Source organism: Streptomyces sp. NRRL S-37 (genome assembly GCF_000721605.1).
In the GTDB taxonomy this organism is placed as follows: domain Bacteria; phylum Actinomycetota; class Actinomycetes; order Streptomycetales; family Streptomycetaceae; genus Streptomyces.
Window position 1 is genome coordinate 220516 of the sequence record NZ_JOIZ01000007.1, and the last position, 25524, is coordinate 246039.

Genomic DNA, 25524 nt, shown 5'->3' on the forward strand with positions numbered 1-25524 from the left:
TGGTCCGTACCTGGTACGGCGGGCCGGGATCCGGTCCTGTGGAAGACCTCCGACAATCAACTGGAGCCATTGAATGGCACGCGTTTCCGGTGTTGACATCCCGCGCGAAAAGCGCGTGGAGATCGCCCTCACCTACGTGTTCGGCATCGGCCGGACCCTTTCGCAGCAGACGCTGGCCGCCACCGGCGTCGACCCGAACACCCGCGTCCGCGACCTCTCCGAGGAGCAGCTCGTCGCGATCCGCGAGTACGTCGACAACAACATCAAGACCGAGGGTGACCTCCGTCGCGAGATCCAGGCCGACATCCGCCGCAAGGTCGAGATCGGCACCTACCAGGGTCTGCGTCACCGTCGCGGTCTGCCCGTCCGCGGTCAGCGCACCAGCACCAACGCGCGTACCCGCAAGGGCCCGCGTCGCGCCATCGCCGGCAAGAAGAAGCCGGGCAAGAAGTAGTCCTCAGCGGACTTCGCCGTCCAGCGGTCTTCGCTGTAGGACCGACCACCTCCCGTAGGAGTACAGATGCCCCCCAAGGGTCGTCAGGGCGCTGCCAAGAAGGTGCGCCGCAAGGAAAAGAAGAACGTCGCTCACGGCCACGCGCACATCAAGAGCACGTTCAACAACACGATCGTGTCGATCACGGACCCGTCCGGCAACGTGATCTCCTGGGCCTCCGCCGGCCACGTCGGCTTCAAGGGCTCCCGGAAGTCCACGCCGTTCGCCGCGCAGATGGCCGCCGAGTCGGCCGCCCGCCGCGCTCAGGAGCACGGCATGCGCAAGGTCGACGTGTTCGTCAAGGGCCCGGGTTCCGGTCGTGAGACCGCGATCCGCTCCCTGCAGGCCACGGGCCTCGAGGTCGGCTCCATCCAGGACGTCACCCCGACCCCGCACAACGGCTGCCGCCCGCCGAAGCGCCGTCGCGTCTGACGCACGGGCCCGGTCGGTCGGCTCCCTGCTGGGGGTGCGGGGGTCGTCCCCCGCAATGTCGCAGCACGGCTGCCGCCCGCCGAAGCGCCGTCGCGTCTGATCCGTCGCGTCGTTCCCGACGCGTCTGATCCTGCTTCACCAGGGTTTTCACGGGCGGTACGACTCTTTCGGGTCGTATCGCCCGTACCCTTGCAGTACTGGTCGGGCGTCAAATAGCGGGCGCCCCTGACTGAAGGATCACCACATGCTGATCGCTCAGCGTCCCTCGTTGACCGAAGAGGTCGTCGACGAATTCCGCTCCCGGTTCGTGATCGAGCCGCTGGAGCCGGGCTTCGGCTACACCCTCGGCAACTCGCTCCGCCGTACCCTCCTGTCGTCGATCCCCGGTGCCGCTGTCACCAGCATCCGCATCGACGGCGTCCTGCACGAGTTCACCACCGTGCCGGGCGTCAAGGAGGACGTCACCGACCTGATCCTCAACATCAAGCAGCTGGTCGTCTCCTCGGAGCACGACGAGCCGGTCGTGATGTACCTGCGCAAGCAGGGCCCGGGTCTGGTCACCGCCGCCGACATCGCCCCGCCGGCCGGTGTCGAGGTGCACAACCCCGACCTCGTCCTCGCCACGCTCAACGGCAAGGGCAAGCTGGAGATGGAGCTGACCGTCGAGCGCGGTCGCGGCTACGTCTCCGCCGTGCAGAACAAGCAGGTCGGCCAGGAGATCGGCCGTATCCCGGTCGACTCGATCTACTCGCCGGTCCTCAAGGTCACCTACAAGGTCGAGGCGACCCGTGTCGAGCAGCGCACCGACTTCGACAAGCTGATCGTCGACGTCGAGACCAAGCAGGCGATGCGTCCGCGTGACGCCATGGCCTCCGCCGGCAAGACCCTGGTCGAGCTGTTCGGTCTCGCCCGCGAGCTGAACATCGACGCCGAGGGCATCGACATGGGCCCGTCCCCCACGGACGCCGCCCTCGCCGCCGACCTGGCGCTGCCGATCGAGGAGCTGGAGCTCACCGTTCGGTCGTACAACTGCCTCAAGCGTGAGGGCATCCACTCCGTGGGTGAGCTCGTCGCCCGCTCCGAGGCGGACCTGCTCGACATCCGCAACTTCGGTGCGAAGTCCATCGACGAGGTCAAGGCGAAGCTCGCCGGCATGGGCCTCGCGCTGAAGGACTCGCCTCCCGGGTTCGACCCGACCGCCGCCGCGGACGCGTTCGGCGCGGACGACGACGCGGATGCGGGCTTCGTCGAGACCGAGCAGTACTGAGCGCTCCGCGAGGAGACCGGATTTTCGGGCGCGGGTGCGCTGTGGCTTGTCGCGCCCACGCGACGGAGTCGCATATCGATACCGCCCGCGCCCCTTCCGAGCACGGTCCCTTCGGGACCTGTGCTCGGATCTCCGACGGGCGACCGCCTGCTCGGATACTGACCCCGGTACCTGATACGGCCGGGGCAGACACCTAGGAGAAACACCATGCCGAGGCCCACCAAGGGTGCCCGTATGGGCGGCAGCGCCGCGCACGAGAAGCTCCTCCTCGCGAACCTCGCGAAGGCGCTGTTCGAGCACGGCCGCATCACCACCACCGAGGCGAAGGCGCGCAAGCTGCGTCCGTACGCCGAGCGTCTGGTCACCAAGGCGAAGAAGGGCGACCTTCACAACCGCCGTCAGGTGCTCCAGGTGATCACGGACAAGAGCATCGTCCACACGCTCTTCACCGAGATCGGCCCGCGGTACGAGAACCGTCCCGGTGGCTACACCCGCATCACCAAGATCGGTAACCGCCGTGGCGACAACGCGCCCATGGCCGTCATCGAGCTGGTCGAGGCGCTGACGGTGGCGCAGGAGGCCACCGGCGAGGCCGAGGCCGCCACCAAGCGTGCCGCCAAGGACGCGGAGGCCGCCGAGGCCAAGGTCGACACGACCAAGGACGAGGCTGCCGAGGCTCCGGCCGAGGAGTCGAAGGACGCGTAAGCGTTCTGCCGGGGGCTGTGCGTGTGCGGCTGCGGCGCCGTTGTGGCTGGTCGCGCAGTTCCCCGCGCCCCTTCAGGGCGTTGTTGCGGGCCCGTTCCTTTCGAGGAGCGGGCCCGCTTCTGTGTGGTGAGAGGATCTCCGGGTGAGTGACGAAGTAGAGCCAGGGTTCGTGCGGGTCCGTCTGGACCTTTCCTATGACGGGTCCGAGTTCTCCGGGTGGGCCAAGCAGGCCGGGGGGCGGCGGACCGTGCAGGGGGAGATCGAGGACGCGCTGCGGACCGTGACGCGGTCCGGGGGGACGACGTACGAGCTGACCGTGGCCGGCCGTACCGACGCCGGGGTGCATGCGCGGGGGCAGGTCGCGCACGTCGATCTGCCCCGGGAGGTCTGGGCCGAGCACCACACGAAGCTGCTCAAGCGGCTCGCCGGACGGCTGCCGAAGGACGTGCGGGTGTGGGCGCTCAGGGAGGCGCCCGCCGGATTCGACGCCCGGTTCTCCGCGATCTGGCGGCGCTACGCCTACCGCGTCACCGACAACCCGGGCGGGGTGGACCCGCTGCTGCGCGGCCATGTGCTGTGGCACGACTGGCCGCTCGACGTCGACGCCATGAACGAGGCGGCCCGCGCTCTGCTGGGGGAGCACGACTTCGCCGCGTACTGCAAGAAGCGGGAGGGGGCCACGACCATCCGGACCCTCCAGGAGCTGAGCCTGGCGCGCGGCGGGGACGGGATCATCACCGCCACCGTCCGCGCCGACGCCTTCTGCCACAACATGGTCCGCTCGCTGATCGGCGCGTTGCTGTTCGTCGGCGACGGCCACCGCCCGCCGGACTGGCCGGGCAAGGTGCTGGCGGCGGGCGTACGGGATTCGGCCGTCCATGTCGTACGCCCGCACGGCCTGACCCTGGAGGAGGTCGGCTACCCGGCCGACGAACTCCTCGCCGCCCGCAGCAAGGAGGCCCGCAACAAGCGGTCGCTGCCCGGCGGTTCAGGATGCACGGCCTGCTAGTTCCGTCCCTTCATCCCCCTTACGGTCCTCTTGCCCCTCGTATAACCTTGTGCACCTCGATCATGGGTTTGGGGAGGCCGGTCGAGACCCGGGGGGGTTCCTATGGGGTCAGTGGGCCCGGTGCGGGCCGGGGGGCGACGCAGGGCATCACGCGGTGGTGAGGTGCCGTCGGGGCTGCTGCCGGTGCCGCCGACGGACAGGGAGAAGTACGCCTACACGCGCCGGCACTTATGGATCCTGACGGTCAGTTCACTGGTCAGCTTCTGCTGCCTGGCGGTCAGCCAGGTCAAGCTGGCGCGGGCCGCGCCGCTGCTGTGGGCGTACACGCCGCTGCTCGCCTTCACGGTCGTCTACTACCTGGTGTCGCTCCGGGTGAACGGTTTCAGCCGTGACTTCGACATCGCCCGCCACAAGCGGCTGGTCCGTGACTGGCGGCCGGAGACGTACCCCACCGTCGACGTGTTCCTGCCCGTCTGCGGTGAGCCCATCGAGATCCTGCACAACACCTGGAAGTACGTGCGGGCGATGGCCGACCACTACCCGGGCGTCTGCCTCCCGTTCGTGCTGGACGACGGTGCCAGCAGCGAACTGGAGGCGATGGCACGGGACTTCGGCTTCCGCTACGGGACCCGCGAGAACCGCGGCTGGTTCAAGAAGGCGGGCAACCTGCACTTCGGGCTGGCCCGGTCCGACGGCGAGTACGTCCTGATCCTCGACGCCGACTTCACACCGCGCGCCGACCTGCTCCAGGAGCTCCTGCCGTACATGGCGTCGGATCCGCGCACCGGCATCGTCCAGTCGCCGCAGTACTTCCGGGTCCTGGACGCGCAGAACTGGATCGAGCGTGGCGCGGGCGCCGTGCAGGAGCTGTTCTACCGGTCCGTGCAGGTTTCCCGGCAGGGCAGCGACGGCGCCATCTGCGTGGGCAGTTGCGCCGTCTACCGGCGCGCGGCCCTGGACGCCAACGGCGGCACCACGCTGATCGAGCACTCCGAGGACGTGCACACCGGTTTCGACCTGCGCGTCCTCGGCTGGGACCTGCGCTACCTGCCGGTCGCGGTGTCGACGGGCGTGTGCCCGGACAGCGCGGGCGCCTTCTTCCACCAGCAGTACCGCTGGTGCTCCGGCTCCATGAGCCTGCTGGGCAGCAGGAAGTTCTGGCAGGCCGAGCTCAGACTGCCGAGCCGCCTGTGCTACCTGTCCGGCTTCTTCTACTACATCCACACGGCGCTGTTCACCTTCGCCGCACCCGTCATCCCGATCGTGCTGCTGCTGGCGATGCCGGAGAAGCTCCTGGTCGAGCACCTGGTGCTGGTGCTCCCCAGCATCGTCTACACCACGCTCGTCTTCCCGATGTGGCACAGGGCGCCCTACCGCCTGGAGGCCTGGGCGGCCCGCATGATGTACGGCTGGGCGCACGTCTTCGCCATCTGGGACATCCTGCGCAGGAACCGCATGGGCTGGCAGCCCACCGGCTCGTCCGGCGTCAGGAGGAACAAGACCCGGCGCTTCTGGATCGGCATGTGGGTGTGGAGCGGCGGCACCGCCCTGGTGTGGGTGGTCGCCGCGGTGTACCGCACGTTCACCATGAACGCCCCGGACTTCGCGCTGATCCTGTCCTCCGGACTCTTCTACGCCCTGGTGGTGGCCCGCGTCCTGGCGCAGCCCCAGGCGGAGGTGACGGCCTGATGCGCCCGCTCTCCCGCACCCGTACGGTGCTGTCCTCCTGCCTGCTCGCGGCCCTGCTGCTCGGCGGCTGCTCGTCACCCGGCGACGAGCCGGCCCGACCGGACCCGTCCGGCGGCGGCCCGAGCGCCGGAAGCACCAGGAGTACAGAGACGGACGTCCCCTACGACGTCGTACCGCTGCTGAAGCCGGCGAGGAAATACTTCGGCGCCGCCGTCGAGGGCGCGCCGCACTCGATGAAGGGCGTCGACGCCTACACCGGGATGGTCGGCAAGCAGCCGAACCTGATCGAGTACTACGCCGCCTGGGGCGACGGTTTCGACGCCGCCGGTGTGCGCGACGCCTGGGCGCGGGGCGCCCTGACGCTGATGTCCTGGGAGCCCTTCGACACCCCACTGGCCGACATCGCGGCCGGCGAGTCGGACGCCTACGCCAAGGAGTACGCGGCGGCGGTGCGCGAGCTGAACCTGCCCGTCGTGATCTCCTTCGCGGACGAGTTCAACGGCCACTGGGAGACGTGGGGCACCGAGCACACCACACCCAAGGAGTACGTGGCCGCCTGGCGGCGCGTGCACGACGTCTTCGTCGACGCCGGCGCCTCGAACGTCATCTGGGCCTGGTCGCCGAACATCGTCAACCCGGTCAGCGAGGTCGAGCTGGAGCCGTACTACCCGGGCGACGGCTACGTCGACTGGGTCGGCCTGATCGGCTACTGGACGCGGGAGGAGGACAGCGCCTTCGACAGCGTCTTCGGGCCGACCCGGGACCGGGTCCGCGCCTTCACCGGGAAGCCGATGCTGCTGCTGGAGACGGCGGCCATGGCCGGCGAGCGGCGGCGGGACGACATCCGCCACCTCTTCGCGGGTGTCACGGCCGACGACGACATGCTCGGCTTCGTCTGGTTCAACTACGACAAGCGCGCCGACTGGCGGCTGGAGGCGAGCCCCCGGGCGCTGGAGGAGTTCAGGCGCCTGGCCGCCGACGACCGGTTCGGCTTCGACGTACGGAAGCCGTGATGAGCCGGCACGATCCCCACGCGCCGGGGTCCCACGACCCGTACGCCGAGGAGGGCACGGCCGGCGGCTGGTTCGGCTCCGACGGGTTCGTACCGCGGCGGCCGGGCGATCCGCAGGACGGGTACGGTCACGGCTACAGCTACGACGCCCGGACCTACCCGTACCAGCAACAGCCGTACCGGCCCGGCATCCCGGGGCAGCCGCAGGGCGACCACGACGACCGGCCGACCCGCGCGCTGCGGGTCGTGGCGGAACGGGCGCCGGCCGAGCCGGGCTACCACGTACCCGGCACCCCCGAGGCGAGCTGGGCCCTGGCCGCCGGCAGACGGCGGGCCTGGATCAGCCGGGCCGTGCTGCTGTGCGTCCTGGCCGTCCAGGCCGCGCTCTCGCTGCGGCTGTCCAACACCGCCTTCCAGGACGAGGCCCTGTACCTGGCGGCCGGGCACGCCGAGCTCGACCACCTGCTGCACGGCACCCCGCTCCCGAGGGACTACGCGGCGTACTTCTCCGGCTCGCCGCAGCTCTACCCGGTGCTCGCCGCGCTCGTGGACGGACGGTTCGGGCTCGCGGGGGCACGGTCGCTGAGCCTGGTGTTCATGCTCGCCACCACCGGGCTGCTGTACTCCCTCACCCGCCGCCTGTTCAACGAGCGGGCGGCCCTGGCCGCGGCGGCGCTGTTCGCGGTGCTGCACTCGACCGTCGTCATGGGCCACTACGCCACCTACGACGCCGCCGCCGTGTTCCTGCTGGCGCTCGCCACCTGGATCGTCGTCCGCACCGACCGGGCGCCCGCCGCGGCCGTGCTGCTCGCCGCGCCCGTGGCGGTCCTGGCCGTCGGCGTGAAGTACGCGGCCGCGCTGTACCTGCCGACCGTCGTCGTGCTGGCCCTGCTCACCGCCCGGCCCCGCCGGGGCGTCGGGCCGGCGGTCGGGCGGACGGTGCTGCTCGGCCTGGGCATCGGCGCGCTCCTCGCGGCCGGCGTGTACGCCACCGACCTGGTGGCCGGCGTACGGCAGACCACCACCGACCGTGAGCACGGCACCGACGGCGCCGGCTTCCTGCTGCGGCGGTCGGCGGAGTGGGGCGGCCTGATGTTCCTCACCGCCGTCGGCGGCGCCGTCTCCTACGTCCGGCGCAGCCGTATGCACGAGTCGCCCCTCGCACGGAAGCTGGACGACCCCGGCCGGCGCCGGCGGGCCCTGCTCGGGCTGGTGCTGTGCGGCACGGCGGTGCTCGCGCCCGCCTACCAGGTGTATCTGGCCACCCAGGTGTCGCTGTTCAAGCACGTCGGCTTCGGGCTGCTCTTCGCCGCGCCCATGGCCGGGGTCGGCGTGACCCGCCTGGTGGGCGCGCACTTCCGGTACCCGCAGCTCGGCATCATGCTGTGGACGGCGATGCTCTGCCTGGGCATTGTGCAGGCGGACTGGCGGTTCGCCCTCTGGCCCGACTCCTCGAAGATGGTCCGGGCCGTCGAGCCCTACATGAACTCCCGGGGCCACTACCTCAGTTCCACGCCCGAGGTGCCCCTCTACTACTTCCGCGAGAAGACCACGCACCGTCAGTGGCAGAGCGTCTTCGGCATGGAGTACACGGACGGGAAGGGCAGGTACTTCTCCGGGGACGACGCCTACCGGGCGGCGCTGCGCGACGGCGAATTCGACCTGATCGTCCTCGACGGGCTCACCAACCCGCGGGTGGACGACATCGTCGCGGAGGCGGTCAGGGGCAATCCGCACTACCGGCTCCTGGCCGACCTGCCGTTCCGCAACTCCGCCGGCACCGGCGAGTACCGGATCTGGATCAAGACCTCCTGAGCGCCGGGCGGCTACTCCTCGGCTGCCGCCGACGCCTGGGCCACGCCCCGGCGGCGGATCTGGCGGAACGTGAACTCCTGGAGGTCGTCGCCCGTGGCGAAGACGGCCGTGTCCTTCGTCGTCACGTTCTTGCCGTTCGTGAAGCCGGCGATGGTGAAGTAGGCGTATCGGCCGTAGGAGTTGGTGGTGGAGCGGCAGACCGCGCCGGAGCAGAAGTCCTTGACGCCGCCGCCCGACAGCGACTTGACGATGCTCTTCTTGTCGGCCTGCTGCTTGGCCTTGAGCGCCTGGGCCTCGGTGTCGAAGACGGCCACGCCGACCGTCACCGCCATGCCGTCCTTGGTGTAGGTGACCCGGATCAGGCGGGTGCAGTCGTTGTCGTTCAGGACCTTCGGGAGCGTGGCCTTCGCGGCCGAGGCGCAGTTCCCGGTGTCCGCCGTCGGGCCCTTCTTGTACACCGTCTCGCCCATGGTGAGCTGGGTGCCGGGGAAGAGGATGTCGGGGCTCAGCGGGGCCTTGTCCTTCTTCGCGCTGTCGACGAAGTCCTTCGGGTCCAGCGGTGGCGGGGCGCTCGTCGGGGCGAACGACGGGGCCGTGCCCGTCGGGCTCGGGATGTCGAAGTCGGTGGCCCCGGGCACCTGGGAGGAGGTGCCCGGCGAGGCCTCGTCGCTGCCGTTCGCCGAGACGACGGCGACCGCCACGGCCGTGCCTATCGCGACGGTGGCGAGCACCCCGCCGCCTATGAACAGCAGCCGGCGCCGCTTGGCGCGGGCCTCGGAGGCGTCGGCGAGCGCGGCCCAGTCGGGTGACTCACCCGAGCCGCCACCGCTCCAGGGCTGCTGGGAATTCGGTTTCCAGGGATCCCACTGTTGTTGAGGTCCCCCCTGCCCAAAACTCATGGGGCGCATCTTAGACGGGGCGCCGGGTGTGCTGGTCCCCGCCAACGGGGCCCGGTGGCCCTGGCGTTGCCCGCACGGCGACGGGCAAAAGCGACATCTCCGGGTGGTTGGTGCGCCCCGCGGGCGGGCCCCCGCGGGCCGGACTCGCGGCGGTGCCGGGGGTGCTGACGGGACGTACGGTGCTGGTGACCTCGGACGGAGGGGCGGACGACGCGATCGTCGTGGACGCCGGGCGGACCCGGCCGGCCGGGTCCGCCGTACGACGGCCGGCGCTTCCCCTGTTTTCCGGACGCGGTCGTGGCCGCCGCCCCGCGGGCGTCGCCGCCACGGTCCGTGCGCGACGAGGCCTCGCCGACGGCGGTGCTGCCCCGGCTCGGCGTGCCCGGTCTCCCGCCCCTCCTGCGGCCACTGTCTCCCGGTCGTCCTGCCGCCGCTGCTCGCCGGTCTGCCGTACGCCGGGTCTTCCGGGACGCCTTCACGCCGTGTGCACCGACGGTGACGGTGGCGTACCGCCGCGTACGGGGGGCGGGGCGCGGACGGTCCGGGCGGGGTGCCGGGGGAGCGGGGTACGGCCGTGGGGCCGGCGCAGCCCGCCGGGGCGGAGCCGTTTTGACCCGCCCGGCCGGGGGCGGGTATTCTGCGTTTTCGTTGTGTGTAGTGGCTTGCTCATTCTCACGTGAGGGGCCCTTACACCGGTCCACCGGACCGATGACCAGCGACCAGCATCCGGTTTGCGTCACCGAGATGCGGTCAAGGCTGTCGTGATCGTCTTCGGTGACCTTGTCAGGACCATTCACTGAAGAAGCGAAGGCTACGAACCGTGCGTACGTACAGCCCCAAGCCCGGCGATGTGACGCGCCAGTGGCACGTCATCGACGCTCAGGACGTCGTCCTGGGTCGTCTGGCCTCCACTGCGGCCTCCATCCTGCGCGGCAAGCACAAGCCGATCTACGCGCCCCATGTCGACACCGGTGACTTCGTCATCATCATCAACGCCGACAAGGTGCACCTCTCCGGCAACAAGCGGACCCAGAAGATGGCGTACCGCCACTCGGGCTACCCGGGCGGTCTGCGCTCCGTCCGCTACGACGAGCTGCTGGCGAAGAACCCCGAGAAGGCCATCGAGAAGGCCGTCAAGGGCATGCTCCCCAAGAACACCCTGGGCCGTCAGATGCTCTCGAAGCTGAAGGTCTACTCGGGCGACCAGCACCCGCACGCTGCCCAGCAGCCGGTGCCGTTCGAGATCACCCAGGTCGCGCAGTAAGTCCGGCCACCCCCTAAGACTGAACAGAATCTGAGGAGAATCGTGGCCGAGACCACTGCCGAGCAGCCGCTCGAAGAGCTTGACATCGACAGCTACACCACCGAGTCCGAGGTGCCCGTCGAGGGCGAGTACACCTCGGAGTCCATGGCCTCCCGCTTCGGTGAGCCCCAGCCGGCCGCCGGCCTGGGCCGCCGCAAGAACGCCATCGCCCGCGTCCGGATCGTCCCGGGCACCGGCAAGTGGAAGATCAACGGTCGCACCCTCGAGGACTACTTCCCGAACAAGGTGCACCAGCAGGAAGTCAACGAGCCCTTCAAGGTGCTCGAGCTCGAGGGCCGCTACGACGTCATCGCCCGCATCGCGGGTGGCGGTGTCTCCGGTCAGGCCGGTGCGCTCCGTCTCGGTGTCGCCCGCGCGCTGAACGAGGCGGACGTCGACAACAACCGCGGCCCGCTGAAGAAGGCCGGCTTCCTCCGGCGCGACGACCGTGCGGTCGAGCGCAAGAAGGCCGGTCTCAAGAAGGCCCGTAAGGCCCCGCAGTACAGCAAGCGCTAAATCCCAGGCGCTCGCGCGTACTCCGAACGCCCCGGCGGCACGCCACAGTGCTGTCGGGGCGTTCGTTTATTCATCGCTGTGGGCGTATAACGGCACAAGGCGCTCAAAGGCTAATGTGATCGGATGGTCGGGCATGTCGCTACGGCGGACGCCCGGAGGCGCGGAACGCGGAGCCGCACGCGCCTCACGACCGTCGAACACATCACCAGCTCCGTCAGCGGTACGCCCGGCGACCGCGCGGACGGGCCCAGCGCCCCGGCACGGCCTCGGCGACGGCTTTCGATACTGACGCACCCTCAGGAGGACAAGTGGGACGACTCTTCGGCACGGACGGCGTGCGCGGTGTCGCCAACGCGGACCTGACGGCGGAGATGGCGCTCGGCCTGTCCGTCGCCGCCGCGCACGTACTGGCCGAGGCGGGCACGTTCGAAGGACACCGGCCCACCGCCGTGGTCGGACGTGACCCACGCGCGTCCGGAGAGTTCCTGGAGGCCGCCGTCGTCGCGGGCCTCGCCAGCGCGGGCGTGGACGTCCTGCGGGTCGGCGTGCTGCCGACACCGGCCGTGGCGCACCTCACCGGCGCGCTCGGCGCCGATCTCGGCGTCATGCTCTCCGCCAGCCACAACGCCATGCCGGACAACGGCATCAAGTTCTTCGCCCGCGGCGGCCACAAGCTCGCCGACGAGCTGGAGGACCGCATCGAGTCCGTGTACGAGGAGCACCGCACCGGCGCCCCCTGGGACCGCCCGACCGGCGCCGGCGTCGGCCGCGTACGGGACTACGAGGAGGGGGCCGACCGTTACGTCGCCCACCTCGTCGACGTCCTCCCGAACCGGCTGGACGGTCTGAGGATCGTCCTCGACGAGGCGCACGGCGCCGCCGCGAAGGTCTCCCCGGAGGCGTTCACCCGGGCCGGGGCCGAGGTCGTCACCATCGGTGCCGACCCGGACGGGCTCAACATCAACGACGGCTGCGGCTCGACCCACCTCGACCTGCTGAAGGCCGCGGTCGTCGAGCACGGGGCCGCGCTGGGCATCGCCCACGACGGCGACGCCGACCGGTGCCTGGCCGTGGACCACACCGGCGAGGAGGTCGACGGCGACCAGATCCTCGCCGTGCTCGCGCTGGCGATGCGGGAGCGTTCCGCACTGCGCTCCGACACCGTCGTCGCGACCGTGATGTCCAACCTCGGCTTCAAGCTCGCCATGGAGCGCGAGGGCATCCGGTTCGTACAGACCGCGGTCGGCGACCGGTACGTGCTGGAGGAGATGAAGGAGAAGGGCTACGCCCTCGGCGGCGAGCAGTCCGGCCACGTCATCGTCCTCGACCACGCGACGACCGGCGACGGCACGCTCACCGGCCTGCTGCTCGCGGCACGGGTCGCCCAGACCGGCCGTACCCTGCGGGACCTGGCCTCGGTGATGGAGCGCCTCCCGCAGGTCCTGATCAACGTCCCGGACGTCGACAAGTCCCGCGTGAGGACCTCCGCGGAACTCACCGCGGCCGTCACCGAGGCCGAACGCGAACTGGGCGGGACGGGCCGCGTCCTCCTCCGTCCCTCCGGCACGGAACCCCTGGTCCGCGTCATGGTCGAGGCCGCGGACATCGACCAGGCCCGCTCGGTCGCGAGCCGCCTGGCGGACGCGGTGAAGTCGGCGCTGGGATAGTCCCCAGGGTGTTCCGGCGCGGCCCGGTGGAGCGGGGCGGGTACTCTCCCCGCTCCACCGGGCCGGTTCCGGTCCGTGATCAGATCTGCCGGTCCCCCTGCCAGGTGACCGACGTCATCGCGTCGAGACCTCCGTGGGCCAAGCCCTTGTAGGTCACCGTCCGGGCGGGGCCGAGTTCGTGCGCGACCCGTTGCGCCAGCTCCATCCCCTGGTGGAACAGCCGCTGCCACACGGTGTCGTACTTCCCCTCTTCCCGGTCCCGCAGGTCCAGGTTGAGGGTGGTGTCGATCTCGTCCGCCCAGGCGCGGAGCGAGGAGACGAGTCCGTCGGACAGGTCCAGGCCTGCGGCGGGATCGTCGGGGAAGAAGTCCCCGAACCCGTCCGAGCGGAGCGGACCGAACTTGTACTCGCCCTCGACCGTGATGTGGACGGGGTGCGGTGGCGCGTCGTGTTCGTCGCGTTCCCAGTGCAGGCGGTCACAGCCCCAGCACACCCACGTCGTCGTCCGGTGACGCTCGTTCCGGTAGCGCACCACCCATGACGGTCCGAGCCGCCGGGCCAGACGCCGGGCGACCACCAAGCCCTGCCCGGCGTGCTGACGCAGGTCCGGCCGGGAGGCGAAGCCCTCCGCCGGGCGGGACAGCGACCAGGAGCGCAGCGCGTCGGCCAGGTCCCCGGGCAGGTCCAGCCGGACGTCGTCCAGCGGGACCCCGCGGGTGAAGGCATCGGGGTCGTCGTGCACGCCGTCGTCCTGCGGCTCGTACAACGGAGACGGCTCGCCCCGGGCGTGCACGAGGACGTGCCGCGGTTCTTCGAGGGTCATGCGATGTTCGCTCCGATCACGTATCCGTTGTCGCCCACGCTGATGGCGACGCGTTGGGTCTTGCCCTGGAAGACGACCTCGAAGATCGGCCTCCCGGCCCCCTGGGTGCCGACCCTCGTGCCTTCGGTCAGGGCGGTCTTCACGAGGGCCGGGATGTCGTCTATCCGGACCCCCGCGTCCGCGAATTCTCCCGCGTGGCGGAAGATGATGTGGGTCAGGCCCGCGTTGACGTTGCCCTTCTCGAGCCAGGCGAGGGGCACACCGGGTTTGGCGTACTGGATCACCCAGATCGTGTCCGCCTGGTTGAACTTCACACCGGCGTCCTTGAGCTTGTCCAGAAGCTTCGGATCGAGTGTGCCGCGGTGGATCTTGGCTCGTTCCGCCACGCCGAGTGCGATGCGCAGGCCCATTCCCGCCGCGCTCGTGGCGTCGCCGACCTGGGCGGCCCCCTTCTCCCCGTAGATCTTCTTCAGGTCCTTGAGTACCTGCGCGGCGTCCTCACCGGTCTTGATGGCCTTCTCGGCCCGTGTGGCGAGCTTGACGGCCTCGGCGAGCTTGGTGGCGACCGACGGTGGTGCGAGGATCGCGGCGGCCCAGGCACAGCTGGACTTGTCACCGTGGAAGCACTGGAAGGCGTCCCCCAGCACCAGCTCGTACAGGACCGCTCCGGCCTTCTCCCCGAAGAGGGCCTGCCAGCCGATCCTGGTGATCTCCTCGAAGGTGAAGTGGTGGGTCCAGTTGTTGGTCTGGTCCTTCAGCGTCTCTGTGCCGAGGTACTGCGTGTCCTGCTTCGGGCAGCCGCTCTCGGTCGCGGGGACGTCGGGGTTGAGGCAGTAGTAGTAGCTGACCGTGACGTCGACGTGCAGCTCGTAGGTGACCGTGCAGCCCTGGAGCGTGTAGACGCACTCGTTGAGCTGTTTGGCCGGTCCCGCCTCGGTGATCTTGTCGATGACGTAGAACGTGCCGCCGATGCCCGTGCCGGCGCCTGAGGAGACCTGCTGGTTGGCCTGGTTGCGTTCGGCGGACTCCGCCGCCTCCTGGGCCTCCTCCGCGTACTTCTGGGCGTCCTTCGCGGCCTCCTCCGCCTCGGTGGCGGCGGCGTCCGCGCGGTCGGCGGCCAAGCGGGCGTCCCTGGCGGCCTCCTCGGCCTCCGAAGCGGCCGAGCGGGCGGCCTCCGCGTCGAGGGCGGCCTCGTCGGCGGAGTCGCGGGCGTCCTTGGCGTGGCCCTCGGCGCGGCCCGCGGCCTTGTCGGCGGCCGCCGCGTCCTCGGTGGCCTGGCGGTTGTACTCGACCGTGCGGGCCAGTGAGGCGGCGGCCTTGGACGCGGCGGTGGCGGCGTCGTCGGCGTAGCCGAGGGCCTCCTTGGCGTAGCCGCGGGCGTCGGCGGCGTGACCGGCGGCGTTCGCGGCGTGGACGTAGGCCTGCTTCGAGTCACCGACGGCCTGGTCGGCGAGGTTCTTCGCGGCGGAGGCCTCCGCCTGCGCGTTCTTGGCGTGCGCCTCGGCGACGGCCTTCTGCTGCTCGGCGATCGACTTCGACGCCTGGCCGGTCAGCACGACGAGGCCGGCGGCCGAGTCGGTGTCGACGTAGGGGGAGCCGAGCTGGATCGCGTCGTTGGCGGGCTTGGCGACCTGGGCGGCGGAGTTCCCCGCGTCCACCGCGGCCTGCGCGGTGACGTGGGCGAAGCCCGCCGCCTTCGCCGACGCGGCGAGGGCCTTGACGGCCTCCTTGCTCGCCTCGTTCGCGTGGGTCTTGGCGGTCTTGGCCTCCTGTTCGGCCTCGGCGGCCAGTGCGACGGCCGCCTTGGCCTCGGAGGCGGCGTGCTTCGCCGCCTGGATGGCGTCCGCCGCGGCGCTGGTCGCGGTCTTCACCGCGGCGTCGGTCTTCAGCTTCGCCGCCTGGGCGCCGTCCGCGTGTGCGCGGGCCCGCTTGGCGGCGGCCTCGGCGCGGGTCGCCGCGGCGTCCGCCTCCGCTGCCGCCGCCGTCGCGGCGTCGGCCGCGGAGCGGGCCTTCGTCGCGGCCGCCTCGGCGTCGTCGGCGTGCGCGTCGGCCGCGTCGGCCGCGGCCCTCGCCTCCTGGGCGTTGCTGTCGGACTCGTGCGCCTGGGCGTACGCCTCCTTCGCGTCGGCCTTGGCGCGTGCGGCGTCGGCCTTCTGCTCGGCGTCCCACGCGTCGTCGCGCAGGTCGCGGGCCTTGTCCTTGGCCTTGACCGCGGCGTCCCTCTTGTCGGACGCCGTGCCCTCGGCCGCCTCGGCCTTGTCCTTGGCGTCCTTGGCCTTCGTCGCCTCGGCCTCGGCGGTCTTCCGGTGCTCGGCCGCCTCGACCTGCTTGGCGGCGGCCTTCTTCTTCTCCGCCTCGGCCGTCTCCTCCTCGGCCTCGGCGGCCAGGCGCTCGGCGTGGGCCTCGGCGGCGGCCGTCTTGGCCTCGCCCTCGGCCTTCAGGGCCTCGGTGAGCTTGGCCTCGGCGGTCTCCTTGTCCTTCTTGGCGTTGTCCCGGTGCGCCTTGGCCGCGTCGGCGGACGCCTTCGCCTGCAGTTCGGCGGTGTGGGCGGCCTCCCTGCGGAACTCCGCCTTGGACTGCGCGGCCTGGGCGAGCGCCCGCTGGGCGATGGTCGCGCTGTCGCCGGCGGAGGCCCGGGTGGCGGCGGCGGCCGTCTCGCCGGCCTTCACCATCGCCTCCAGTGCCGCCGCGGCGCCCTTGGTGACCTGCGCCTTCTGCTGACCGACCAACAAACCGCGGCCACGCGGCGCACCCTGCTCGTCCGCGATGGCGTACGCCGCCTGCTCCGCGGTGTCGGTGGTGGTCACGGCCTTCCGCGCCAGGCCGGCCTGCACCTTGAGGAGGGCGAGTTCCTTCGTCGCCTTCAGCTGCGCGGAGGTGACGCCCGACTTCGCCTTGTTGAACTGGGCCGTGTCCGGGTAGAACAGGCTGTCGGCGCCCTGGTGGCCGGACGGCTTGATCAGGAACTTCTGCGAGGAGGCGTCCTTGCAGTCCCACAGCCGCGCGTCCGTGCTCTTGGTGAACGCGCTCAGGTCCAGGCACTTGCCGGTGGTGACGCTCTTCAGGGGCGCGGTGGCGCGGACGTCGCCCTTCCACGACTGCCCCTTGGACGTGTAGCAGTCCGAGATCTGGATCTTCGTGCCGTTCGCCGAGGCGTTCCCGGCCACGCCCAGGCACTTCTGCGACCCGAGGTTGCGCAGGTAGAGGTCGTTCTCATTGCCCTCGAGCGTCCACTGCTGGGCTGCGCCGCCGTTGCAGGTGTAGATCTGGACGGGCGTGCCGTTGGTCTTGCCGCCGCCGGCGACGTCCAGGCAGCTGCCCTTCGCGCCCGGCACCTCGATCGTCACATAGCTGTCACCGATCCAGCCCATCCCGCCGGAGGACCAGTAGTCCTGCCACTGGACGAGGTGGTCGGCGACCCACGAGTTGCCGAGCATCTCCCCGAGCGACTTCGCACCGGCGGCGAGCGCCTTGGTGGCGTCCTCGTTGGCGTCGAGGATCAGGTCGCGCTGCCCGGCCTGGGCGGCGACCTCCTCCTGCCACTCGGTGGCGGCGGTGCCGGCGATCCCGCCCAGCACCTCGTTCGGGTCGATCGGGTCCCGCCAGGCGCAGGACGCGAACCGGGTCTTCAGGTCCTCGACCGCGATGCGGTACTCGGCGGAACCCGGACTCGGAGCCGTACGCGGGAATCCGCCGGAGGCGAGGAAGAGGCGGGCGTTGTCCGCGCCGGTCGGCTCCAGCGACCAGTCCGTCAGGTGCTCGAAGGCGTCCCGCTCGGCGAGGTCCCGGTCCCAGTCGGGGGAGTGCGGATCGGGTTCCTTCGTGTACAGAGGTGTGCCCAGGTCCTTGACGGCCTTGACGGTCTGCTCGTCGGCCGGGGGAGTGGGGTCCTCGTAGAAGTCGTCTTCGCTCTTCCAGAACCGGTCGGCGACCCATTGGGTCAGGCCGGTCTGGGAGTGGAAGTCCTCCGTGTCGTCACCGGGCGATCCGGGAGGATCACGGAACTCGGCGACGGTGAAGCCGCCGGGCGTCTCCAGCCCGTCGAGAGGCTTCCCCCAGCTGTCCCTGCGGGAGTTGAGAGCGTCCAGTTCCTTGTCCGCGGCGTCCCGGTCCTTGGTGTACGCGGTGGCGAGGGGCGTGTCCTCCCAGTAGTCGCGGTTGGCCAGCTCGCGCAGCTTGTCCGGGGGCTGGTTGAGGCCGTCCTGCGCGACGGCGGTCATGGCCGGCCCGCCCAGCCGCAGCACGTCCGACATCAGGCACTGGTCCTCCCGCAGCTGCTCGGCGGCCGTGACATCGTTCCAGTCGGGAGAGCTGCCCGTGGGAACGGCGTCGTCCCCGGTGATCCGGTCGAGCGGCTGCGGCTGGGCGGCGACTCCCGCCACCACCGCGAGGCTGAGGGAGAGGGGCAGGAAGCCGGCGAGGAGTCTGGATCGACGTGGTCCGTGCCCGACGGACCACGGTGGTCTGGAGCGCAAGGGTGCATCCCCTGTTCGTTGGAGGGAGATGACCGGGATTCCGCCGGCGGGCGCGAGGGGGCCGCGAGGGCGCGCCTGGCTCCCGCGGCGTCAGGAACGGCGATGGTCGTCCGGTGCGGGATGCACGAATGACAGATGGTGTGGCATACGACGCGCCCCTCCCCGTGGCGGCGCTGTTCCCCCGGCCGCTGATGGATGTGCGCGGAACGGACTGGTCAGGTCCGGCTGCGCGGGCGCAACACTAGGCAGGTGCCCGGGCACGGGGAAGAGCGGCCGGTTCCGTTTCCGGCCGAGGTTGGCGGGATTTCGGCTACCGGCCGGTAGCCGTTCTCGTTCTCCGTTCCTTCACATCTCAAGGGGCGTTTGTGAAGTTATGGTGTTCGAGTGGCGACCGAAGTGGTCCGCCGTCGATCGAAGTTGGCCGGTATTGAGCAATGGTCGCCCGGGGTTGTCAGGCGCGCGCCCGCTTGCGCAGCCGCTCGTGCTGGCTGGCCCAGAAGTACTTCTGGGCCAGCAGCGTGGCGGTGCCCGCGATGACGATGCCGAGCAGGTTGAGCAGGAGCTGCTCGGTCGACCCCCAGGTCTGGGCCGTGTCGCCGTAGCTCAGCGCCACCGCGGCGTTCGCGGCGGCCGGGACCGTCGTCACCGAGATGGCGACGCCCACCAGCGCGCCGGACTTCGCGGACGTCAGCGAGAGCGTGCCGGCCGCCCCGGCCAGGACCGCCACCACGAACGAGAACCAGTCGGGGGCGTACACGAAGCCGGTCTGCGGCCGTTCGCCCTTCAGCTGTTCCTCGGTGAACAGTCCCACCGCGTCCATGAAGAGGCTGAACCCCACCGTCACCGCCATCGCCACCGCGAAGCCCACCAGCAGGGCGGTCACCGAGCGCAGCGCGAGGCGGGGCCGGCGCTGCACGGCCGCCGTGCAGATACCGGCCAGCGGCCCGAACTCCGGGCCCACCGCCATCGCGCCCACGATCAGGATCGCGTTGTCCAGCACCACACCGCAGGCCGCGATCACCGTGGCCAGCGTGAGGAACGCGAGATAGGTGACCGAGAGCGTCGACTCCTCGTGGGTGGCCTCGGCCAGGTGCTCCCACAGCACCGCGTCCGCGGCCTCGCCCGGCGCGTCCTCCTCCGCCTTCTCGGCCCGCTTCGACAGCGACAGGTCGATGTTCTCCACGGCGATGGAACCGCTGACGTCCAGCCCCAGCCGCTGGAGCTCGCTCAGCAGGTCGTCGCCGGCCTCCCGCGCCACGTCGCACATCACCACGTCCCCCGCGGGATCGCGGGCCGCACCCGGCAGCACGCACAGGTGCGCGGTGCCGATCGTCCCCTCGATCAGCCGGACCACGTCCTCGGTCTTCCCGGCCGGTGTGATCACTCGCAGGTGCAGCATGGCGGCAGCCTAGCGGTCAGAGTTTGCGCAGGCTGAGGCGCTGTACCTTGTGGTCCGGGCCCTTGCGCAGCACCAGTGTGGCCCGGCCCCGGGTCGGGGCGATGTTCTCCGTCAGGTTGGGCTTGTTGATGGTGCGCCACATCGTGCGGGCGTAGTCGAGGGCCTCCTCCTCGGAGACCTGGGTGTACCTGCGGAAGTACGACGACGGGTCCTGGAACGCGGTCTCCCGCAGCCGCTTGAAGCGGTTGAGGTACCAGCGCTCGATGTCCTCCGTGCGGGCGTCCACGTACACGCTGAAGTCGAAGTAGTCGGCGAGGCCCACGCGCGTGCGGCCGTCCTGGCCGGGGAGGGCCGGCTGGAGGACGTTGAGGCCCTCGACGATCAGGATGTCCGGGCGGCGCACGGTGAGCTTCTCGCCGGGCACGATGTCGTAGATCAGGTGGGAGTAGACGGGGGCGGAGACCTCCCTCTTGCCCGCCTTGACGTCGGCGACGAAACGGGTCAGCGCGCGGCGGTCGTACGACTCGGGGAAACCTTTCCGCGACATCAGGCCCCGTTCCTGGAGCTCCTTCGTCGGCAGCAGGAACCCGTCGGTCGTCACCAGCTCCACGCGCGGGTGCTCGGGCCAGCGGGACAGCAGCGCCTGGAGCAGCCGGGCCACCGTGGACTTGCCGACGGCCACGGAACCGGCGACCCCTATGACGAAGGGGGTGCCCGACTGGGAGCCTTGTTCGCCGAGGAACGTGTTCAGCGCGCCCCGCAGTCCGTCGGTGGCGCCGACGTAGAGGTTGAGCAGCCGGGACAGCGGGAGGTAGATGTCCCGCACCTCGTCGAGGTCGATGACGTCACCGAGGCCGCGCAGCCGCTCGACCTCCGCCGCCGACAGGGGCAGCGGGGTCTTGTCGCGCAGCGCGCTCCACTCGGCGCGGGTGAGGTCGACGTAGGGAGTCGCCTCCGGCCGCTGCCGGTGGGCGCTCTGGGGTGTCGAGGAGACCGGAGAGATCACAGTCCATTGTTAACGGAGTTTGAACAAGGTGGCGGGTGGGCTGTGTCACGTACGGCGTCGCCCGTGACCGTCCGGGATCACATGGTGGTCACGGTCGCATACCGGGTGATCGTCTGATGATCATCTGTGCGGTGGCTGTGTGCGAGATCCGTTTACAGTGCGCGCAATGCGCCGCGGATTCCTCCGCGCCTTCGAGAAAGAGTTCCCACGTGAGAACCACCGCCGTCCGCCGTACCGCGCTCGCCGCCTCCGCCGCCGCGCTCGCCCTGCTCGTCACCGCCTGCGGTGGCTCCGGCGACGAGGACAAGGCCGACGACAGCAAGGGCAAGGGCGACTCGACCGCCTCCGCGTCCGCCGCACCGGCGGCCAAGCCGCTCACCGCCGCCGAGCTGGAGAAGGCCGCGCTGGCGCAGGCGGACGTCAAGGACGGCAAGGTGACGAAGGTGACCGCCGCGGACGACGTCGCCGCCGACAAGGTGAAGTCGAAGGACGCGGCCTGCCAGCCGCTCGCCCACCTGCAGATGGGTGTGCCCGCCGGCTCGCCGGCCGCCACGGTGAAGCGGTCCTGGACGGGCGAGCCGCAGAAGCCGGCCGGGGACGTCAGCCCCGAGGAGGCCCTGCTCGCCGGGCTCGACGCGGAGAAGATGCTCGTCACGCTCGCCTCCTACGAGGACGGCGGCGCCGAGCAGGTCATCAAGGACGTGGACGCCGCCGCCGGCAAGTGCGCCGGAGGCTTCACCTACGACGCCATGGGTGAGCCGTTCAAGATCCTGACGGTCGAGAAGACCGAGGCGCCCGGCGGCGCCGACGAGGCGGTCGCGATCACGGCGACCCTGGCCGCGGAGGAGGGCGTGAAGGCTCCCATGAAGCTGGTCGTCGCCCGCAAGGGCGCCACCGTCGCCTCCTTCACCGTCACCAACTTCGCCTCCGCCGCCACCGGCGAGGACTTCGACTTCCCGACGGCGGTCTCCGACGCCCAGCTCGGCAAGCTCGCCTGAGTCACCTCCGGGTTCCGTTCCCACCGGTGCTTCCTGCACCGGTGGGAATTTCCGATTTCGGGCAGGCAAAGGCCATTTCCGGCGGCTGACGGACCGTAGGCTGCCGGTCATGTGCGGAATCGTGGGATACGTGGGGCCGCAGTCGGCGCTGAACGTCGTGACGGCCGGACTGAAGCGACTGGAGTACCGGGGCTACGACTCGGCGGGCGTCGCCGTCCTGGCGGACGGGGGTCTGGCCACCGCCAAGCGGGCCGGGAAACTCGTCAACCTGGAGAAGGAGCTGGCCGAACGGCCGCTGCCGACCGGCACCACCGGCATCGGGCACACCCGCTGGGCCACCCACGGCGGCCCGACCGACGCCAACGCCCACCCGCACCTCGACAACGCGGGCCGGGTCGCCGTCGTCCACAACGGCATCATCGAGAACTTCGCCGCCCTGCGCGCCGAGCTGACCGAGCGCGGCCACGACCTCGCCTCCGAGACGGACACCGAGGTCGTCGCCCACCTCCTCGCCGAGGAGTTCTCCGCCTGCGCCGACCTCGCGGAGGCGATGCGGCTGGTCTGCCGCCGCCTGGAGGGCGCGTTCACCCTGGTCGCCGTCCACGCGGACGAGCCGGACGTGGTGGTCGGCGCGCGCCGCAACTCCCCGCTGGTGGTGGGCGTGGGGGAGGGCGAGGCCTTCCTCGCCTCCGACGTGGCCGCGTTCATCGCCCATACCCGTGAGGCCGTCGAGCTGGGCCAGGACCAGGTGGTCGAGCTGCGCCGCGACGCGGTGACGGTCACCGACTTCGACGGCGCCCCCGCCGACGTCCGCGCGTACCACGTCGACTGGGACGCCTCCGCCGCCGAGAAGGGCGGCTACGCCTCCTTCATGCTCAAGGAGATCGCCGAGCAGCCGAAGGCGGTCGCCGACACGCTGCTCGGGCGGATCGACGGGGCGGGCTCGCTGACCCTGGACGAGGTCCGCATCCCGGCCAACGTCCTGCGCGAGACCGACAAGGTCGTCATCGTCGCCTGCGGTACGGCCTTCCACGCCGGACTGATCGCCAAGTACGCCATCGAGCACTGGACCCGGCTCCCCTGCGAGGTGGAACTGGCCAGCGAGTTCCGCTACCGCGACCCGATCCTCGACCAGCAGACCCTCGTCATCGCCATCTCCCAGTCCGGCGAGACCATGGACACCCTGATGGCCCTGCGCCACGCCCGCGAGCAGGGCGCGCACGTGCTGGCGATCTGCAACACCAACGGCTCGACCATCCCGCGCGAGTCGGACGCCGTGCTGTACACGCACGCCGGCCCGGAGGTCGCGGTCGCCTCGACCAAGGCGTTCCTGACCCAGCTCGTCGCCTGCTACCTCGTCGCGCTGTACCTGGGCCAGGTGCGGGGCACCAAGTGGGCGGACGAGATCCGCGCGGTGGTGCGGGACCTGTCGTCGGTCTCCGGCGCGGTGGAGCGCGTCCTGGGCACGATGGAGCCGGTACGGGAGCTGGCGCGGTCGCTGGCCGCGAAGGACACGGTGCTGTTCCTGGGCCGGCACGTGGGCTACCCCGTCGCCCTGGAGGGCGCGCTGAAGCTGAAGGAACTCGCGTACATGCACGCGGAGGGCTTCGCGGCGGGCGAGCTGAAGCACGGGCCGATCGCGCTGATCGAGGACGACGTGCCGGTGGTCGTGGTCGCGCCGTCGCCGCGCGGTCGCTCCGTCCTCCACGACAAGATCGTCTCCAACATCCAGGAGATCCGGGCGCGGGGTGCGCGGACGATCGTCATCGCGGAGGAGGGCGACGAGGCGGTCGCGCCGTACGCGGACCACCTGATCCGCGTCCCGGCCACCCCGACCCTGCTCCAGCCCCTGGTGACGACGGTGCCGCTCCAGGTCTTCGCCTGCGAACTGGCGACGGCGCGGGGCAACGAGGTGGATCAGCCTCGGAACCTGGCGAAGTCGGTGACGGTGGAGTAGCCCTTCAGGCCGGCGAGGAAGGTGGCGAAGGCTCCGGCCGGGAAGGTGAGGTTCGCCCTGGCCGGGGCTTTCGAGTCGCGTACGCCCACGTGAGTGGCGGTGTGCGCGATCTCGACGCACTCGTTGCCGTCGCCCGGGCCCGAGTAGGACGACTTCTTCCAGCGGCCGAGTGCGGTCATGCCGGCCTCCCAGGGGAGTGAGCCTTCAGCGCTTCCACGAAGGTGGCGAAGGCTTCGGCGGGGAAGGTGAGGGTCGCCCCGGCTGGAGCTTTTGAGTCGCGGACGGCTGCGTGGGTGGGGTGGGTCGCGATTTCCACGCAGTTGTTGCCGTCGCCTTCGCCGGAGTAGGACGACTTGCGCCAGTTGTCCATCGAGTGCCTCACAGCTCTTTCGTCAGCTCGTGGATGAAGTCGCGCGACCGGCCCGGTTCGAGCGACACGGCTTCCACCTTACGGAAGCGCGTTCGATAAGTGGTGAGCTGGGACTCGGAGTCGAGAAAGATGGAGCCGTGGGGTGCATCGCGCACCACGGTGTCCAGCTTGGGCACGGGGCCGCCCACGTACGTCATCGTGCTTGAGGCTCTGGCGAAACCGTCCAGGTCGAAGGGGATGACGCGCAAAGTGATGCGGTCCACTTCGGAAAGCTCAAGGAGACGGGTGAGTTGAGTGCGGGCGGCAGCGCGGTTGCCGACCCTGATGCGCAGCGCGGCCTCATGAATCACGACTTCGTGAGGGAAGGCGACCTCTTGCTGGCGTGTCATGCGGTGGCGGACCCGCAACTCCAGTTCTTCGTCAGTGAGTTCTGGCAGCCTGGAAGAGAAGACCGCTCGGGAGTAATCCTCCGTCTGGAACAGGCCGGGTACATACAGGATCGCTACGTCCTGCTGGAATGCGGCGTGGTGGTCCAGCTCCGAAAGATCCAGGAATGACGTGGGAAGCAGTCCGCGGTACTCCTCCCACCAGCCCTGTGTCCGATCGGTGGCCATCCCGACCAGGGCATCAATGAACTCCTTGTCCGTACAGGAGTAGTGGGAGGCGAGGCGACGTAGCCGCTCCTCGCTCACTCCGGTGAGGCCGGACTCGATGTGACTGATCTGGACGGAGCTCACGCCGAGCAACGCTGCCGCTTCGCGGGCCTTGAGGCCGGCTGCGTCACGTAGCTTGCGCAGTTCGACTGCCAGGCGCATCTGGCGTGCAGTGGGTTCGCGCCGCAGGACCATTGGCCGCTCCTTTTCAACGCGCTTGTGGGCGCGACTCGTTCGGGGCCAGATTACGCGATCGGCTTGATCCGGATGAAATATTAGGTCTACCGTCAGTGATGACAGGTGAGCGCAGCGGAAGCGCACCGTTCCGTCCTGCCACGACGGCTGCGGCACTGCCACCGCCCGTGAATCGACTCCACCCCCACTGAACGGAGTTCACGCATGCCCGAAGAAAACGAGCCCTGGGAGTACTCCCTCTCCGTCCCCAACGACCCCCGAGCGGTCACCGTCAGCCGCCGCACCCTTCGTCTCATCCTCACGATGCACGGGCTGATCGGACTGGTCGACGTCGCCGAGTTGCTCGCGGCGGAGCTGGTCGCCAATGCCGTACGGCACACCGAGGGGCCCGCGGCCCTGCGGGTGGGCTGGGCGGCCGGCGTGCTGCGGGTCGGGGCGTGGGACACCGACCCCGCGCCGCCCGACGCGCCGCTGCCCTTCGAACGATCCGCGGACCTCGCGCTGGAGGACGGGCGCGGACTGGCGCTGGTACGGGCGTGTTCCGACCTGTGGGGCTGGCAGCCGCTGTCCCGGGACGGCAGTAAGGGGAAGTTCGTGTGGTGCGAACTGGGTGCGGCCTGACGGGATTCGCGGAGCACTTCGGTTCCCGCGGTTGCGGTGGGTCTTGGCCGCGGGCCTCCGGGGCGGCTTCGGGTTCGCCGGCGCAGAGGCTACCGCCCCCACCGGCAACTCCACGGCGCCGACCGGGCTTCCGCCGCAGTGCGCCGTCACACCGGCGAGACCGACTCCCGACACCACTGACTGATTCGACATCGCCATCGCGCGTGACCGCACCATCCGG

22 protein-coding genes are annotated in these 25524 nt (G+C 70.5%); 14 read left to right on the forward strand and 8 right to left on the reverse strand.

Features of this window, described 5'->3' with window-relative positions; genetic code table 11:
- Positions 1 to 73 precede the first annotated feature (73 nt).
- From rpsM to IH50_RS0113975, 8 genes are all read left to right on the forward strand, one after another.
- Complete coding sequence (gene rpsM, locus IH50_RS0113940) at positions 74 to 454, forward strand: 30S ribosomal protein S13 (protein WP_004984507.1); 381 nt, start codon at positions 74 to 76, stop codon at positions 452 to 454.
- Positions 455 to 520: 66 nt separating this feature from the next.
- The gene (gene rpsK / locus IH50_RS0113945; protein ID WP_003956432.1) at positions 521 to 925 is read left to right on the forward strand and encodes a 30S ribosomal protein S11; all 405 of its coding nucleotides are present in this window, start codon (positions 521 to 523) and stop codon (positions 923 to 925) included.
- Between the two features lie 244 nt (positions 926 to 1169).
- Entirely contained in the window at positions 1170 to 2192 is a 1023-nt protein-coding gene (locus IH50_RS0113950; RefSeq protein WP_003966937.1) for a DNA-directed RNA polymerase subunit alpha, read from the forward strand.
- Between the two features lie 207 nt (positions 2193 to 2399).
- Positions 2400 to 2897 (forward strand): 50S ribosomal protein L17, encoded by a 498-nt coding sequence (gene rplQ / locus IH50_RS0113955; RefSeq protein WP_030860999.1) that lies wholly within the window; start codon positions 2400 to 2402, stop codon positions 2895 to 2897.
- Between the two features lie 142 nt (positions 2898 to 3039).
- Entirely contained in the window at positions 3040 to 3906 is an 867-nt protein-coding gene (gene truA, locus IH50_RS0113960) for a tRNA pseudouridine(38-40) synthase TruA (RefSeq protein WP_030861002.1), read from the forward strand.
- 102 nt (positions 3907 to 4008) lie between these two features.
- Positions 4009 to 5595 carry a glycosyltransferase family 2 protein gene (locus IH50_RS0113965; protein ID WP_078913961.1) on the forward strand — a complete coding sequence of 529 codons (1587 nt, stop codon included), beginning with the start codon at positions 4009 to 4011 and terminating at the stop codon, positions 5593 to 5595.
- Positions 5595 to 6608 carry a glycoside hydrolase family 26 protein gene (locus tag IH50_RS0113970; RefSeq protein ID WP_030861006.1) on the forward strand — a complete coding sequence of 338 codons (1014 nt, stop codon included), beginning with the start codon at positions 5595 to 5597 and terminating at the stop codon, positions 6606 to 6608. The genes IH50_RS0113965 and IH50_RS0113970 overlap by 1 nt, the downstream gene beginning before the upstream one ends.
- On the forward strand, positions 6605 to 8422 hold the full coding sequence (locus tag IH50_RS0113975; protein ID WP_030861009.1) for a glycosyltransferase family 39 protein: 1818 nt from the start codon (positions 6605 to 6607) through the stop codon (positions 8420 to 8422). Before IH50_RS0113970 ends, IH50_RS0113975 begins: the two co-directional genes overlap by 4 nt.
- Positions 8423 to 8433: 11 nt before the next feature.
- Here the strand turns inward: IH50_RS0113975 and IH50_RS0113980 are convergent, their stop codons facing one another.
- A complete protein-coding gene (locus IH50_RS0113980) occupies positions 8434 to 9321 on the reverse strand; it encodes a hypothetical protein (protein ID WP_030861011.1) in 888 nt (295 codons plus the stop codon).
- 820 nt (positions 9322 to 10141) lie between these two features.
- Here IH50_RS0113980 and rplM point away from each other — a divergent pair.
- The 3 genes from rplM (at position 10142) to glmM (ending at position 12807) form a co-directional block, all read left to right on the forward strand.
- Positions 10142 to 10585 carry a 50S ribosomal protein L13 gene (rplM, locus tag IH50_RS0113985; protein ID WP_019526965.1) on the forward strand — a complete coding sequence of 148 codons (444 nt, stop codon included), beginning with the start codon at positions 10142 to 10144 and terminating at the stop codon, positions 10583 to 10585.
- Positions 10586 to 10627: 42 nt separating this feature from the next.
- The gene (rpsI, locus tag IH50_RS0113990; RefSeq protein WP_019526966.1) at positions 10628 to 11140 is read left to right on the forward strand and encodes a 30S ribosomal protein S9; all 513 of its coding nucleotides are present in this window, start codon (positions 10628 to 10630) and stop codon (positions 11138 to 11140) included.
- A 308-nt stretch (positions 11141 to 11448) separates the two neighbouring features.
- Positions 11449 to 12807, forward strand: coding sequence for a phosphoglucosamine mutase (gene glmM, locus IH50_RS0113995; protein WP_030861015.1), 1359 nt, complete (start codon positions 11449 to 11451; stop codon positions 12805 to 12807).
- A gap of 79 nt (positions 12808 to 12886) precedes the next feature.
- On the opposite strand, the gene IH50_RS0114000 is transcribed toward glmM, so the two are convergent.
- From IH50_RS0114000 to coaA, 4 genes are all read right to left on the reverse strand, one after another.
- Positions 12887 to 13630, reverse strand: a complete 744-nt coding sequence (locus IH50_RS0114000) for a hypothetical protein (RefSeq protein ID WP_030861017.1) — start codon at positions 13628 to 13630, stop codon at positions 12887 to 12889.
- Positions 13627 to 18105 (reverse strand): ricin-type beta-trefoil lectin domain protein, encoded by a 4479-nt coding sequence (locus IH50_RS0114005; RefSeq protein ID WP_030861019.1) that lies wholly within the window; start codon positions 18103 to 18105, stop codon positions 13627 to 13629. Before IH50_RS0114005 ends, IH50_RS0114000 begins: the two co-directional genes overlap by 4 nt.
- Before the next feature lie 451 nt (positions 18106 to 18556).
- Positions 18557 to 19504, reverse strand: a complete 948-nt coding sequence (locus IH50_RS0114010; protein WP_030861020.1) for a DUF389 domain-containing protein — start codon at positions 19502 to 19504, stop codon at positions 18557 to 18559.
- Positions 19505 to 19520: 16 nt separating this feature from the next.
- Positions 19521 to 20510 carry a type I pantothenate kinase gene (gene coaA, locus IH50_RS0114015; RefSeq protein WP_030861022.1) on the reverse strand — a complete coding sequence of 330 codons (990 nt, stop codon included), beginning with the start codon at positions 20508 to 20510 and terminating at the stop codon, positions 19521 to 19523.
- 209 nt (positions 20511 to 20719) lie between these two features.
- Between coaA and IH50_RS0114020 the strand changes: the two genes are divergently transcribed.
- Positions 20720 to 21508: a hypothetical protein gene (locus IH50_RS0114020; RefSeq protein ID WP_030861025.1), complete on the forward strand. Its 789-nt coding sequence runs from the start codon at positions 20720 to 20722 to the stop codon at positions 21506 to 21508.
- Between the two features lie 109 nt (positions 21509 to 21617).
- A complete protein-coding gene (gene glmS, locus IH50_RS0114025) occupies positions 21618 to 23465 on the forward strand; it encodes a glutamine--fructose-6-phosphate transaminase (isomerizing) (RefSeq protein ID WP_030861027.1) in 1848 nt (615 codons plus the stop codon).
- On the opposite strand, the gene IH50_RS0114030 is transcribed toward glmS, so the two are convergent.
- The 3 genes from IH50_RS0114030 to IH50_RS0114035 are packed head-to-tail and all read right to left on the reverse strand — an operon-like array spanning position 23426 to position 24683.
- Positions 23426 to 23644, reverse strand: a complete 219-nt coding sequence (locus tag IH50_RS0114030) for a DUF397 domain-containing protein (protein ID WP_030861029.1) — start codon at positions 23642 to 23644, stop codon at positions 23426 to 23428. The two genes, glmS and IH50_RS0114030, sit on opposite strands and share 40 nt — an antisense overlap.
- Positions 23641 to 23835: a DUF397 domain-containing protein gene (locus IH50_RS39690; protein ID WP_078913967.1), complete on the reverse strand. Its 195-nt coding sequence runs from the start codon at positions 23833 to 23835 to the stop codon at positions 23641 to 23643. The genes IH50_RS0114030 and IH50_RS39690 overlap by 4 nt, the downstream gene beginning before the upstream one ends.
- A gap of 8 nt (positions 23836 to 23843) precedes the next feature.
- Complete coding sequence (locus IH50_RS0114035) at positions 23844 to 24683, reverse strand: helix-turn-helix domain-containing protein (RefSeq protein ID WP_030861031.1); 840 nt, start codon at positions 24681 to 24683, stop codon at positions 23844 to 23846.
- Positions 24684 to 24887: 204 nt separating this feature from the next.
- Between IH50_RS0114035 and IH50_RS0114040 the strand changes: the two genes are divergently transcribed.
- Positions 24888 to 25304, forward strand: a complete 417-nt coding sequence (locus tag IH50_RS0114040; RefSeq protein ID WP_030861032.1) for an ATP-binding protein — start codon at positions 24888 to 24890, stop codon at positions 25302 to 25304.
- Positions 25305 to 25524 lie beyond the last annotated feature (220 nt).